This window comes from Gilliamella sp. wkB18, from assembly GCF_001690875.1.
Lineage (GTDB): Bacteria > Pseudomonadota > Gammaproteobacteria > Enterobacterales > Orbaceae > Gilliamella > Gilliamella apicola_A.
On sequence record NZ_LZHM01000079.1, the window covers coordinates 41,618 to 55,185 of the forward strand.

Below are 13,568 nucleotides of genomic sequence, written 5' to 3' on the forward strand. Positions count from 1 at the left end.
AAATGGCAAAGACACCTGTTCGTACACGTAAACGTGTAAAAAAGCAAGTTTCTGATGGTGTAGCTCATATTCATGCATCATTTAACAATACAATCGTAACTATTACCGATCGACAAGGTAATGCGTTGGGTTGGGCAACCGCTGGTGGTTCTGGTTTCCGTGGCTCTCGTAAGTCGACTCCTTTTGCTGCTCAGGTTGCAGCAGAACGTTGTGCTGAAGCTGTAAAAGATTACGGAATTAAGAATCTGGAAGTTATGGTAAAAGGACCTGGTCCTGGTCGTGAGTCAACAATTCGTGCATTAAATGCTGCGGGTTATCGCATCACTAACATTACTGATGTTACTCCGATTCCTCATAACGGTTGTCGTCCACCAAAAAAACGTCGTGTTTAATTTTTATTAAACGCTGAATGTTTAGGATTATTGGAGAAATAAAATGGCAAGATATTTGGGACCAAAGCTCAAATTAAGTCGTCGTGAAGGTACAGATTTGTTTCTTAAATCTGGCGTTCGAGCGATTGACAGTAAATGTAAGTTAGAACAAGCTCCTGGGCAACATGGTGCGCGTAAACCGCGTTTATCAGATTATGGTGTTCAGTTACGTGAGAAACAGAAAGTTAGACGTATTTATGGAATTTTAGAACGTCAATTCCGTAATTACTATAAAAATGCTGCGCGCATTAAAGGCAATACAGGTGAAAACCTACTTGGTCTTTTAGAACGCCGCTTAGATAACGTTGTTTATCGTATGGGATTCGGTGCAACTCGTGCTGAAGCTCGTCAATTAGTTAGTCATAAAGCTGTTCTTGTTAATGGTCGCGTTGTAAATATTGCATCTTATCAGGTTTCACCAGAAGATGTGATTAGTGTTCGCGAAAAATCAAAAAAACAAGCACGTATTAAAGCTGCTTTAGAGCTAGCTGAACAACGTGAAAAACCAACTTGGTTAGAAGTTGATGCTGGCAAAATGGAAGGCGTATTTAAACGTCTACCAGAACGCTCAGATTTATCTGCTGACATCAACGAACATTTGATCGTCGAACTTTACTCTAAGTAAAGTTTAGCACTTAAGAGAGGACATAATGCAGGGTTCTGTAACAGAGTTTTTAAAACCTCACCTAGTTGATGTTGTTCAATACAGCCGGACTCATGCTAAAGTGACTTTAGAGCCACTTGAGCGAGGTTTTGGTCATACTTTAGGTAATGCACTACGCCGCATTTTATTATCATCTATGCCGGGATATGCAGTAACCGAAGTTGAAATTGACGGTGTTCTGCATGAGTATAGTACTAAAGAAGGCGTCCAAGAAGATGTACTTGATATTCTGCTTAATTTAAAAAAGTTAGCAGTGCGTGTGCATACTAAAGATGATGTTATGCTGACTTTAAATAAATCAGGTATTGGTGCTGTTACTGCATCTGATATCACTCATGATGGCGATGTTGAAATTGCCAACCCTGATTTAGTGATTTGTCATCTTACCGATGCCAATGCTTCAATTAGTATGCGTATTCGTGTACAACGAGGACGTGGTTATGTCCCTGCTTCTGCTCGCGTTAAGTCAGAAGATGAAGAGCGACCAATCGGTCGTTTATTGGTTGATGCTTGTTATAGTCCTATAGAGCGTATCGCTTATTCTGTTGATGCTGCTCGTGTGGAACAACGAACTGATTTAGATAAACTCGTCATCGATATGGAAACAAATGGTACTATCGATCCTGAAGAATCTATCCGTCGTGCATCAACTATTTTGGCTGAACAACTTGAAGCTTTCGTTGATTTACGCGATGTACGTCAACCAGAAGTGAAAGAAGATAAACCGGAATTTGATCCTATTCTTCTACGTCCAGTGGATGATTTAGAATTAACTGTTCGGTCTGCTAATTGCTTAAAAGCAGAAGCAGTTCATTATATTGGTGATTTAGTACAACGTACTGAAGTTGAGCTACTTAAAACCCCTAATCTTGGTAAGAAATCACTTACTGAAATTAAGGATGTACTCGCATCTCGTGGTTTATCCTTAGGCATGCGTCTTGAGAATTGGCCACCAGCAAGTATTGTTGAAGACTAAAATAAAATTTATATAAGAAGGATAAAGTTATGCGCCATCGTAAAAGTGGTCGTCAACTGAACCGAAATAGCAGCCATCGTCAAGCAATGTTTCGTAACATGACTAGTTCACTTGTTGAACATGAAATCATCAAAACTACATTGCCAAAAGCAAAAGAGTTGCGTCGTGTTGTTGAACCGTTAATTACGCTAGCCAAAAGCGATAGCGTAGCTAATCGCCGTCTGGCTTTTGCTCGTATCCGTGATAAAGATACAGTGAAAAAATTATTTTCAGAATTAGGTCCACGTTTTGCTACCCGCCCAGGTGGATATGTACGTATCTTAAAATGTGGATTCCGTAATGGAGATAATGCTCCAATGGCTTATATTGAATTAGTTGATCGCCCTGCAGCAGAAGCAGAAGCAGCAGCTGAATAAGATAATTAAATCATTGTATAAAAAACCCGGCTATATGCCGGTTTTTTATTGAAATAATATTCTGTTATTTAGTTTTTAATTACTCTAAGATTTATCATATCTTTATTTTCTATATTTCTTATATATTAACTACTTTTATAAAATAGCTCGACTATTTATGGCTACACCTTTAATAATGCTGTAGCTGTAAATAGTAATGAGTTTATCTATAATTTCACATATAATTTTTTATATGAGCTTAATATCGATGTTTTTCTTGTTTTGTATAAACATTAATAAGAACAAAGTTTAAATATAAAAATTTAACGCTCTTTTTTAATTGCAATATTTAGTTATGGCTATATAAGCTTATATCGCATATTACAAATTATTTATCTAAAAAGAGTGATCAATAGTGAGGTGGAGGAGTTTCTTCTGATAAGTTAGCAATATTAGTAGATTGAGAAGCTTGAAGTTTTTGTGATAATAATATTAACTGCTCTTTTAATTTGCTTATATCGGCTTGTAAGTTTGTAACCATTTGATTAAGCTCATCAATGGTAATTTCCTGGAAAGCGATTTTAGTTTCTAATAGTTCAATTTGTTTTTTCATAAGATATTCACGTTTAGATATTGTATTGATTAGCAATGTTCTCTATTGTAAGTAAAAATAGCGATTAAATCCATCTGCGCTCAGCAAAAGAGACATATTCGCCTTTGCCGATAACAATATGGTCTATAACTCGAATATCAACTAATCTGCAAACCTCTTCTATTTTTTGAGTAAGATGACGATCTGCTTGACTCGGTTCTGCCATGCCTGAAGGGTGATTATGCGCTAAGATTAATGCAGCTGCATTATGTTGTAGTGCTCGTCTGACAATTTCACGAGGGTGGACTTCTACACAATTATAGGTACCAACAAACATCTCTTCAGATGAAATAACATGATGTTGATTATCTAAAAAAATCACCATAAAAATTTCACGATCTTTATTGGCTAAACGACTAGCTAAATAGTGATGAGTTACTGATGGTGAAGAAAGTAAATTTTCGTGCGCCATTTTCACCTTTAAATAACGCGATGAAAGTTCAACAACTGCTTTTAATTGCGTATACTTAGCGGTACCTAAGCCATTTTTTTGGCAAAAATCTTGGTGACTTGCATTAATTAAATTATACAAGGAACCAAAATCATTTAATAAACTTTGTGACAACGCTAAAACAGGCAAATTACGGGTACCTGTTCGTAAAAATAGCGCCAATAGTTCAGCATCACTTAATGCTTCAACACCAAATTTTAATAGTTTTTCACGAGGCATTAATTGAGGATATTCTAAGGACATTGTACTTTTATTTAGTGATTAAAAGTAAATTATGACTGAATGATTGATTCAATAACCCCAAAAAAGGAAATATTCCGAGCAATTTCACAAAAAAATAAACCTTTTTTCACAATTTTGCAAAAAAAGAAAAAGCGCTATAAAGCGCTTTAAAATATCAATTTGCGATAAAACTAGTGACAGCCACATCCGCCATGACCACCGCCACAACAACCATGATTTTCATCATCTTGTTCATGATCATGACCACCACAACCGCAACCACCATGATCGTGTCCATGAGCACCATGAATATGACCGTGTGCGATTTCTTCTTCTGTTGCTTCACGAATCGCTAATACTTCAATATTAAATTTTAGATCTTGCCCTGCTAGCATATGATTACCATCAATGGTGATAGTATCGCCATCAATAGCCGTGATCTCAACTGGTAAAGAGCCCTGATCGGTATCGGCAAAAAAACGCATTCCCACTTCGAGTTGATCAACGCCTACAAACACATCACGAGGAACATTTTGTACAAGAGCATCATTAAAATCTCCGTAAGCATTAATTAGTTCAACGTCAAATTTATCACCAACTTGATGCCCTTCCAAAGCATTTTCTAGATCTTGTAATAAGTTACCCGCACCTTGCAAATACTCAAGTGGTGCAGTAGCTGTAGCTTCATCAACTAACACACCATCTTTAGTGCGCACTTGGTATGCCAAACTGACTACTTTATTTTTTGCTATTTTCATTTTTTCTCCAACAGACTTGTATTGAGCAAATTACTTTAGATTTTAGCGGAAAAAAGAAGTTATGTATTCTAAATTTTCTATTTTGTTCAAAACTAATAAAAGAATAACATAACGCAATAAAATAATAATTTGTTATTAACTACCATTAAAAAAGGCATCAAGATAATCGTTGATGCCCTTTTTTAGTGTTAAAAATCAATCTTATTTAAGTTCTAACTCATTCATTGCAGCAATGCTAAATCCACCATCGACATGAATCACTTCTCCAGTAATACCAGACGAAAGGTTTGAACATAAGAATGCTGCTGAATTCCCCACATCTTCTATTGTTACCGTACGACGGATTGGGGTTACTGATTCACAGTGAGATAGCATCTTTTTAAAATCTTTAATACCAGATGCTGCAAGTGTACGAATTGGACCTGCAGAAATCGCATTAACACGAATACCTTCTGGTCCCATTGCATTTGCCATATAGCGAACATTAGCTTCTAAAGATGCTTTAGCAAGCCCCATAACATTATAATTAGGAATTGCACGTTCAGCACCAAGGTAAGATAGGGTAACTAATGCTGAATTCGGATTTAACATTGAACGACAAGCTTTAGCCATAGCAACAAAACTATAAGAGCTGATATCATGAGCAATAGCGAACCCTTCACGTGTAACAGCATTAACATAATCGCCATCTAATTGATCACCAGGGGCAAAGGCAATAGCGTGGACAAAGCCATCGAATTTATCCCATGTATTTGCTAGCTCAGTAAATAAGTTAGTTATGCTTTCATCATGTGCGACATCACAAGGTAGAATGATTTTAGAACCAAAATCAGCAGCAAATTCTTCAACGCGTGCTTTTAATTTATCATTTTGGTAAGTGAAGGCTAATTCAGCACCTTCACGATGCATTGCTTGTGCAATACCGTAAGCAATAGAACGGTTACTTGCAACACCGGTAACGAGTATGCGTTTACCTGTTAAAAATCCCATAAATTTTTCCTCTATTATTTTACTATATAGTTTAGGATGACGATGATTATATGTTGATAAGGTCAACTTCGCCACTATAAATTTATTTTTCTTGGTTTTGTATTAGTCTTATCAATAATATATTGTTTATATCATCAATAATTGACTATAATAGTCAACTATTAGTTTACTAAAATAGTGATAATAAATTGAAAAACTTAATTTGTTATAAAACATTACCTATTTGGGATACCAAATCATTACCTCAATCGTTTCGCGAAAAACATAATACTCAAGCTGGTACATGGGCAAAGCTTCAGATCATAAAAGGGAGTATGGATTTTAAAATACTAACAAATCAAGGAGAATTAAAGTCTCAACATCATTATGATGTTGTCCACCAGCCACCATTTATTCCACCTCAGCAATGGCATTTTATTGATAAAGTATCGGATGATTTACAATGCCAACTGTCATTTTATTGTTTGGCAGAAGACTATACCCATAAAAAATACCAAATGACTAAAACTCATTCTGATGTACTAGCTACAGCCAGAATAATTCCTGCTGGTAAGGTTTTAGATTTCGGCTGTGGTTCAGGGCGTAATTCACTTTATTTGCAGCTATTAGGATTTGATGTGGATGCAGTAGATAAATCTGAACCGAGCATTAAAAACTTACAACAAGTGATTAATGAAGAAAAGCTAGAACATATTAAAGCTACAGTTTACGACATCAACCAAGCTAATTGGCAAGGTTCATATGACCTTATTATTTCAACGGTAGTGATGATGTTCTTACAGCCTGAAAAAGTTCCTGCTGTGCTTAATAATATGCAGACAATCACCAAATCGGGTGGTTATAATCTGATTGTAAGTGCCATGTCTACGAAAGACTACCCATGTTCTGTTGGATTTCCATTTACGTTTAAAGAAAATGAACTCCATAGCTACTATCAAGATTGGGAAATCATAAAATACAATGAAGATATCGGTGAATTACATAAAACAGATATAAATGGTAATCGAATTAAATTAAGATTTGCCACATTATTGGCAAAAAAGCCATAGTATTACAAGAATAAATATCCTGTAATATTTAGGCTTTATTGTCTAATATGCGCTAAAGTTTTTCGCCAATATTAAACCAAGATTGGCGAGAGTTTAATAAATCTTGGGGTAACATTGGTTTTTTGCCTGCAGGTTGGAGTTTTGTCATATTTAATGCATCTTTACTTGTTGCTATGCAAATCCCATTTTTATCGGCTTGTAAAATAGTACCAGCTGGTTTATTGTGTGCTATTTTTACCACTTCGGCTTGCCATACTTTTTTTGATTCGTTATTAACTTCAAAATAACTTACTGGCCATGGATTAAAAGCACGAACACAACGTTCAAGTTGCTCGGCAGGTAAATTCCAATCAAGTTTGGCTTCTTGCTTAGAGAGCTTTTGAGCATAGGTGGCTTTTGCTTCATCTTGCTTTTCTGGTTGAATTTTTCCTTCACTGATTAACGTTAATGTATTGAGTAAGCCTTGTGATCCTAATTTTGCTAATTTGTCATACAATGAAGCGCTTGTATCATTTGGTTCAATTGGGCAAGCAAGTTTATATAGCATATCGCCCGTATCAAGCCCTGCATCCATTTGCATAATAGTAATTCCTGTTTCTTGATCCCCAGCCCAGCAAGCACGTTGAATTGGTGCTGCACCACGCCAACGAGGTAGTAATGAACCATGCACATTTAAACACCCTAGTTTTGGCATATCAAGCAGAGCTTGAGGCAAAATAAGCCCATAAGCAACAACAATCATAATATCAGCATTAAGTTTATCGATGGTTCTTTGAATTTCTTCGGATCTAAGTGTTGTCGGTTGATAAATCGGCAGATTATTTTCAATAGCTAATTGCTTAACGGGACTTGCGGTTAATTTATTACCGCGACCTGCAGGGCGATCGGGCTGAGTAAAAACAGCAATTACATTGTGGTGTGAATTTATCAATGCTTTTAAATGGGTAGCTGCAAAATCAGGTGTTCCTGCAAAGATAACCTTTAATGGTTTAGTCAGATGTGGCATAAAATTTTATCCATAATCAAAAGAATCATGGTTATTATAACTAAAATTCTATTAGGAATCTTTAAATCGTAAGCATTATAGTTTGTTATCAGTGCCTCTATAAAATATTGAACTGAAAATAGAGAAATTAAAAACGCAAATTACCTTTAATCATACATTCTTTGCAGACTTAGGGGATTTGTTGCTGCAATTTCATACCGTATTGGTAATGGATGCAAAATTAATTACTGCTCAAAATAGGTTATCTTTGTATTATCATACTATCATTGCTGATGAATGTATTATCGCTGATCTTACCAGATTCGATTTGTCGAATTACTCTTCGGCACAAAATTTAAGCTATTAAACTCACAAATGTTACTAAGCTGATTAACACGGCTTAGTAACAATAAGTGCCGTAATTGTTTGTATAAATTCACTGATAATTAATCTTTTCAATTTTTAGCAAGTATAAATTTTGCTATCTATTATTATTGATTAATAGACTGATTTTATAAATGTAATTATCTTATTAACACGTTTTATTATTAACAATAAAATAAACCTTTGCCTTAATACACCTTAAAATGGAAAAAATATTGGTACTAAAGCAATGTCTACAGCCATTACTAAAAATGTTAATGGCACACCAACTTTTACAAAGTCACTAAAACTATAACCACCAGGTGCAACCACCATGGTTTTTATTGGTGATGATACAGGTGTAATAAATGAGGCGGACGTAGCAATAGCTACTGTCATGGCAAAAGGATACGGTGAATAGCCAAATTTTACAGCTAAATCAATAGCGATTGGAGCAATTAAAATTGCGGTTGCTGTATTTGAAATAAATAACCCAACAGTTGAACATAATAAAAAAATAAATGTCAGCACCATATAAGGTCCAAAGGAATGTAAATGGATCTCTAACCAAGCAGATATTAATGAGATTCCCCCTGTTTTATTTAATGCCACCGCAAATGGCATCATACCAATAATTAAAATTAAAGTAGGCCAATGTATTGACTTATAAGCATTAGTCATATCAATACAGCGCGTTGCCCCCATTAATAAACAGGCGATTAGTGCTGCAACCACATTCGGTACAATACCTGTTACCATTAAAATAATCATAATAGCCAGATTAATTAACGCTGCAGGCGCTTGTGCACTTGCGGGTGCAACATCGTCGATATCCGAAGGATAGTCCAATACCACAAAATCACTGGTACGAGTTTGTAATTTTTGAATTGATCCCCAATCACCACACACTAATAAAGTATCGCTCATTTCTAAACGCTCTTGGAATAAGTTACTTGTCTCAACAGGCGCATGATTACGCCATATTCCAATGACAGTTAAGAAATACTTTCCTCTAAAATCAATTTCGTTGAGTGTTTTGCCGCAGAGTGTTGATTCGGGTAGTAGGGCGACTTCGGCCATGCCGACTTGTTTTACTTGTTCTGAAAAATACTCACCACGCAGTATTTTGGGCTCTAGGTTATTGATGGTTAAAAAAGTACGGTAATCAGCTTCCGAATGTGACATATCTAATAATAAAATATCATTCTCACGAAATTCAGTTGAACCATTAACTGGTATCAAAACCTTATGGAATTTACGCCAACGTTCAATACCTATTACATTTACACCATGTTCACTGCGTAAATGCAAACTATCGATTGTACGTCCTACAAAAGGTGAACCAGCTAATATTTGTGCTCGATGTGCACGACCAATTAATTTATAATCTCGAATTAAATCGGTGATTTTTCGTCTTTGTGGTTGGGTATTTGTTGGCATAACTTGATCTGCAGTAAGCAGCCAATTACGTGTAAATATACAATAAAAAACGCCTACAACTAAAACACCTAAGCCAATTGGTGTAATAGAGAAAAACCCAAATTCTGTTAAATTCGCACGACTAAGTTCACTATTAACAACTAGATTTGGTGCAGTGGCAACTAAAGTCATCATACCGCTGATTAATGCAGCGATACAAAGTGGCATCATTAATTTTTTTACATGAATACCGGTATGATTAGAAATACTAATAGCGACAGGAATAAAAATTGCAACAACGCCAGTCGAACTCATTATTGATCCAAGCAAAGCAACGCCTAACATAATACAAATAACAATTCGAATATCATTTTTGCCGGCTACTTTTAATATATATTCACTCATTTTATATGAAACGCCCGTTCTAACTAGGCTTTCACCAATAACAAATAACAAAGCAATTAAAATGATATTAGGATCGCTAAATCCTGATAATGCTTCGGCAGGTGTTAACACGCCAGTTATGATGATAACAGTAATTGTAAGTAATGAAATAATATCCATTCTTAATTTACTGAATGAAAACATAAAAATGGCTATTAATAACAATAAGCAAACAGTAATTAAGCGATAATATTCAATAAAATAATTGGGTAAAAGTGCAGTCATTGATATCAATAAATCATGCCAATATGACAAATTTTTCACAAAAGCAGCTCTATGAGATTGTTTGGATTTTGTTCATAATAGCTTGGTTTATTAGAATAGGGAATAGTCTTCATAAAAGTTTATTTTGGGAAAACCCTTACTATACTTATATTTTTAACATTTCCTGCTGTTTTTTTATAATCTATTCGCTTTATTAAAAGTTAAGTGTAATTTAACCAATATAAATATTCGATAAATTAATTATAGTCAGGAGGCAATATGTTATCAAAAAAATCTGTTGCACAAATTATAGTTGATGTTTTGACTGAAGCAGGTGTTAAACATTGTTATGGTATAGTCGGCGATACATTAAATCATATTACTTCAGCAATTAAAAAAAGTGATATTCAATGGATTCATGTTCGTCATGAAGAAGTCGGGGCTTTTGCAGCAGGAGCAGAGGCGTATTTGACTAATCAAATAACGGCATGTGCTGGTTCTTGCGGACCAGGTAGTTTACATTTTATTAATGGTATCTATGAAGCACAGCGTAATAAATCTCCGGTTATTTTGTTAGCAAGCCAACTTGTGACCTCGCAACAAGGGACAGATTTTCCACAAGAAGTGGATTTTGAATCGATCTATAAAAATTGTTCGGTATTTTGCCGCCAAATTAATGACCCAACTCAGGCAAGGCAAATTACCACTGCCGCAATTCAAGCAGCGATTAATCAACGTGGTGTAGCGGTGTTAGTGATTCCTTATAATATTAGTTTAGAAAAGGTTGAGGATAACAGCGGTTATAGAATTTATCATCCTAAACCAATTATACGTCCATCAGATCAAGAGTTAATGGAAATTGCCGATATCTTAAATAAAAACACAAAAATAGCTATTTTTGCCGGACAAGGCGTGCATGATGCCCATAATGAACTTATAGCGCTTGCCGAAAAATTAAAATCGCCTATTGTGCATACCTCTCGTGGGAAAGATTTTGTGGAATATGACAACCCTTATAATGTCGGTATGACAGGGATATTTGGCGTAGAATCTGGCAATATGGCGATAAAAAAGTGTGATGTACTTTTAATGTTAGGTGTCGATTTTGCATGGTCACAATTTTATCCCAATAACGCTACAATTATCCAAATTGATATTGACGCAACGCACCTTGGACGACGCCATCCAGTTAATATTGGTGTTGTCGGTAGTAGCAAGTCGACTTTAGCTGCATTATTTCCATTAATTAAGGAAAAAAATGATACAAAATTTTTAGAAACATGCCTGTCATTATATGACAATGCCATGAATAAATTGAATAGAAAAGCGATGCCTTCAAAGTCTACTATTCATCCCCAATATTTAACTGAACTTGTAGATAAATACGCAACGAATGATGCAGTCCTTTGTGCCGATGTCGGATCTGCTATGGTTTGGGCTTGTCGCCATTTCAAAACCAACGGAAAAAGGCGAACAGTCATTAGTTTAAAACACGGAACCATGGCAAATGCGATGCCACAGGCCTTAGGCGTACAAAAGGCTTTTCCTGAACGACAAGTGATTACTTTATCAGGTGATGGTGGTATTAGCATGTTGTTAGGGGATTTATTAACCACAATTCAAGAAAAATTACCAATAAAAATCATTGTGCTAAATAATGGTTCACTTAATTTTGTTGAATTAGAACAAAAAGTCGAAGGGATTGTAGATCATTATACTCATTTACAAAATCCTAACTTTGCTAAAGTAGCAGAATCGATGGGCTTATTTGCAATTAGTGTTGATGATTCAGACTTGCTTGAAGCTGCTATGCAATCATTTCTAGCTCACCCTGGTCCTGCATTATTGGATGTAAAAACCAGTGCTAATGAACTTGTTATGCCACCTGAAATTCAAAGATCACAAGTTATGGGCATGGCACTTTATAGTGTTAAAGCTTCATTAACAGGCAAAATGGGGGACGTTGTTAATTTATTAATTGATAATTTTGTTAAAAAATAACCCTACATATATTCTGCTGTGGTAAACGGCAGAATATTGGATTTTGAATTAATCGTCACTTTAATAATTAAGCGTATTGTATATATACAGATAAACTCTAAACAGCATTAGTTAGAGTCATTTTAAAATAGCAACGATTTGATGCAGCAAGCTTTAAATTTTTCAGTGCAGTTAGGATTTGGGATATTTTTATCTTTTGCGAAATACAATTAATTTTGTGGTAACGTTTGAGCAAAGGGTATTGATGACCCCTTTTTACAATCCCTACGCAGGTGCCAGAAACAAAGTGGCGGAGTGGTGACAGACTCTTCCGCTTTTGTTCTGTTTTTAGGCATTGTTCGTGTTTGAAAGGCTAGCTTCTTTCGTTGTCAGCGCTTTGTATGGCACTTAATTAAGATACCGCCCATAACTGTGCCAGAATAAAACATACTATTAAAATACCGAATGTTAAAACCACATTTAATTTTTATGAATTTCCATAATCAACTAACTTTCCTGTTTTTTCGTCACGCACGCTCCATTGCAAACGGCTATCTAATAGGGCTTGTTGTACTTTAGGGGGGTAGTCCGCTAAAGTGGTTTCTTTTGGGGTGGGTTTGCCCATTTGACCTGCTTGGCGTATAACTTTTGGCCATCGCTGTTGCCAACACAGGCATTCCGAAATAAAGTAGCCGATAGTGTAAAACGGTAATAAAATTAAAAATACAGGAATAAGCAGTAAATACACCCATGCCGTTGGGGCATTTTTAGCTGCATGAATCATGGGCTTTATATGCCCCTCAAAGCCATGAAAAGGCATGGGTAAATGGGTGCTTAGGCGTGGTTTTGGCAAGTTTTCGGGGCCGTGCTCCATATACCGGCGAATAAATTCCCATTCGTCTTTATAGTCTTGGGCATGATAAGTATTTTTGCCAATGCCGACGGATTGAGCAACCGGAAAGCCGGTTTTATAAGGATGAAAGGTTATTAGATTGACCATATTAGTGCCCCCCATGTCTGAGCCAGTCTCGCCAAAGTTGGCGGGCATAATATGTTCCCACTTAAATACCACCGTGCCACCGCAATATTTAGGGCGTTGAATATATACTTGCTTTGTAATTCGATTAAACCGTACCCGAATATGGCGGATGGTAAATAGTTCAAAGCGATAAATATAGCGGAAATAGCGGATACATAAATAGGTTAATAAAATAACTATAATTGAGTGAAATGTAATTGAAAATATACCTGAAATTATATTATCACGTTCGTGATTATATAATTTCAGTAGAGTGTTTAATCCCAAGTATCCACTAAAACAAGGAATCAAAAAAATAAGTAAACTAATCCAAGTCAAAATCCCCCGAAAATTTTCAAACATGCCGCCACGGATCTCTAAATAGCGATCGTTATAGGCGTAGTAAGGTCCTATTGGTCTGGGGTTATTACTGACGGATTCTTGAGTGTAGTTTTTTTGGACTTCTTTTAGCGTCATATCGCCACTGGTATAGCCCATTTTTAATTTTTTGCGGGTTTCGGCTTTTATGGCGCTACCAAACCACAATAAAAATTCACCAACGTACAT

The 13,568-nt window shown here is 35.8% G+C and carries 13 protein-coding genes; 6 read left to right on the plus strand and 7 right to left on the minus strand.

The window, feature by feature from the left end:
* Positions 1-2 precede the first annotated feature (2 nt).
* From rpsK to rplQ, 4 genes are read left to right on the plus strand one after another with little or no spacing between them, the layout of a single operon-like run.
* Positions 3-392 (plus strand): 30S ribosomal protein S11, encoded by a 390-nt coding sequence (rpsK, locus tag A9G48_RS08620; RefSeq protein WP_034948028.1) that lies wholly within the window; start codon positions 3-5, stop codon positions 390-392.
* Between the two features lie 43 nt (positions 393-435).
* Positions 436-1,056: a 30S ribosomal protein S4 gene (gene rpsD / locus A9G48_RS08625; protein ID WP_034948031.1), complete on the plus strand. Its 621-nt coding sequence runs from the start codon at positions 436-438 to the stop codon at positions 1,054-1,056.
* A 25-nt stretch (positions 1,057-1,081) separates the two neighbouring features.
* On the plus strand, positions 1,082-2,071 hold the full coding sequence (locus A9G48_RS08630; RefSeq protein ID WP_034948034.1) for a DNA-directed RNA polymerase subunit alpha: 990 nt from the start codon (positions 1,082-1,084) through the stop codon (positions 2,069-2,071).
* 29 nt (positions 2,072-2,100) lie between these two features.
* Complete coding sequence (rplQ, locus tag A9G48_RS08635; RefSeq protein WP_034948039.1) at positions 2,101-2,487, plus strand: 50S ribosomal protein L17; 387 nt, start codon at positions 2,101-2,103, stop codon at positions 2,485-2,487.
* A gap of 388 nt (positions 2,488-2,875) precedes the next feature.
* On the opposite strand, the gene A9G48_RS08640 is transcribed toward rplQ, so the two are convergent.
* The 4 genes from A9G48_RS08640 to fabI form a co-directional block, all read right to left on the minus strand.
* Positions 2,876-3,079 (minus strand): SlyX family protein, encoded by a 204-nt coding sequence (locus A9G48_RS08640; protein WP_034948042.1) that lies wholly within the window; start codon positions 3,077-3,079, stop codon positions 2,876-2,878.
* Positions 3,080-3,143: 64 nt separating this feature from the next.
* A complete protein-coding gene (radC, locus tag A9G48_RS08645; RefSeq protein ID WP_034948045.1) occupies positions 3,144-3,812 on the minus strand; it encodes a RadC family protein in 669 nt (222 codons plus the stop codon).
* A gap of 170 nt (positions 3,813-3,982) precedes the next feature.
* Positions 3,983-4,549 carry a peptidylprolyl isomerase gene (slyD, locus tag A9G48_RS08650; protein ID WP_034948048.1) on the minus strand — a complete coding sequence of 189 codons (567 nt, stop codon included), beginning with the start codon at positions 4,547-4,549 and terminating at the stop codon, positions 3,983-3,985.
* 201 nt (positions 4,550-4,750) lie between these two features.
* Positions 4,751-5,539 carry an enoyl-ACP reductase FabI gene (gene fabI, locus A9G48_RS08655; RefSeq protein WP_034948051.1) on the minus strand — a complete coding sequence of 263 codons (789 nt, stop codon included), beginning with the start codon at positions 5,537-5,539 and terminating at the stop codon, positions 4,751-4,753.
* 188 nt (positions 5,540-5,727) lie between these two features.
* Between fabI and tehB the strand changes: the two genes are divergently transcribed.
* On the plus strand, positions 5,728-6,588 hold the full coding sequence (gene tehB / locus A9G48_RS08660; RefSeq protein WP_034948054.1) for an SAM-dependent methyltransferase TehB: 861 nt from the start codon (positions 5,728-5,730) through the stop codon (positions 6,586-6,588).
* 52 nt (positions 6,589-6,640) lie between these two features.
* Here tehB and fmt read toward each other — a convergent pair whose 3' ends face one another.
* Together fmt and A9G48_RS08670 are read right to left on the minus strand one after the other, a co-directional pair.
* Positions 6,641-7,585 carry a methionyl-tRNA formyltransferase gene (fmt, locus tag A9G48_RS08665; protein WP_065576076.1) on the minus strand — a complete coding sequence of 315 codons (945 nt, stop codon included), beginning with the start codon at positions 7,583-7,585 and terminating at the stop codon, positions 6,641-6,643.
* A 570-nt stretch (positions 7,586-8,155) separates the two neighbouring features.
* The gene (locus A9G48_RS08670) at positions 8,156-10,024 is read right to left on the minus strand and encodes an SLC13 family permease (RefSeq protein ID WP_051825440.1); all 1,869 of its coding nucleotides are present in this window, start codon (positions 10,022-10,024) and stop codon (positions 8,156-8,158) included.
* A gap of 258 nt (positions 10,025-10,282) precedes the next feature.
* Here A9G48_RS08670 and A9G48_RS08675 point away from each other — a divergent pair, with 258 nt between their 5' ends.
* The gene (locus A9G48_RS08675) at positions 10,283-12,004 is read left to right on the plus strand and encodes a thiamine pyrophosphate-dependent enzyme (RefSeq protein ID WP_034948057.1); all 1,722 of its coding nucleotides are present in this window, start codon (positions 10,283-10,285) and stop codon (positions 12,002-12,004) included.
* A 466-nt stretch (positions 12,005-12,470) separates the two neighbouring features.
* On the opposite strand, the gene A9G48_RS11665 is transcribed toward A9G48_RS08675, so the two are convergent.
* A partial coding sequence (locus A9G48_RS11665) for a DUF6708 domain-containing protein (protein ID WP_065576075.1) occupies positions 12,471-13,568 on the minus strand: 1,098 nt, incomplete at its 5' end.

Excerpts from the sequence above, each read along its gene's own strand:
- rpsK (WP_034948028.1), top strand. The coding sequence starts at position 3 with ATGGCAAAGACACCTGTTCGTACACGTAAACGTGTAAAAAAGCAAGTT.
- rpsD (WP_034948031.1), top strand. The coding sequence starts at position 436 with ATGGCAAGATATTTGGGACCAAAGCTCAAATTAAGTCGTCGTGAAGGT.
- A9G48_RS08630 (WP_034948034.1), top strand. The coding sequence starts at position 1,082 with ATGCAGGGTTCTGTAACAGAGTTTTTAAAACCTCACCTAGTTGATGTT.
- rplQ (WP_034948039.1), top strand. The coding sequence starts at position 2,101 with ATGCGCCATCGTAAAAGTGGTCGTCAACTGAACCGAAATAGCAGCCAT.
- A9G48_RS08640 (WP_034948042.1), bottom strand. The coding sequence starts at position 3,079 with ATGAAAAAACAAATTGAACTATTAGAAACTAAAATCGCTTTCCAGGAA.
- radC (WP_034948045.1), bottom strand. The coding sequence starts at position 3,812 with ATGTCCTTAGAATATCCTCAATTAATGCCTCGTGAAAAACTATTAAAA.
- slyD (WP_034948048.1), bottom strand. The coding sequence starts at position 4,549 with ATGAAAATAGCAAAAAATAAAGTAGTCAGTTTGGCATACCAAGTGCGC.
- fabI (WP_034948051.1), bottom strand. The coding sequence starts at position 5,539 with ATGGGATTTTTAACAGGTAAACGCATACTCGTTACCGGTGTTGCAAGT.
- A9G48_RS08670 (WP_051825440.1), bottom strand. The coding sequence starts at position 10,024 with ATGACTGCACTTTTACCCAATTATTTTATTGAATATTATCGCTTAATT.
- A9G48_RS08675 (WP_034948057.1), top strand. The coding sequence starts at position 10,283 with ATGTTATCAAAAAAATCTGTTGCACAAATTATAGTTGATGTTTTGACT.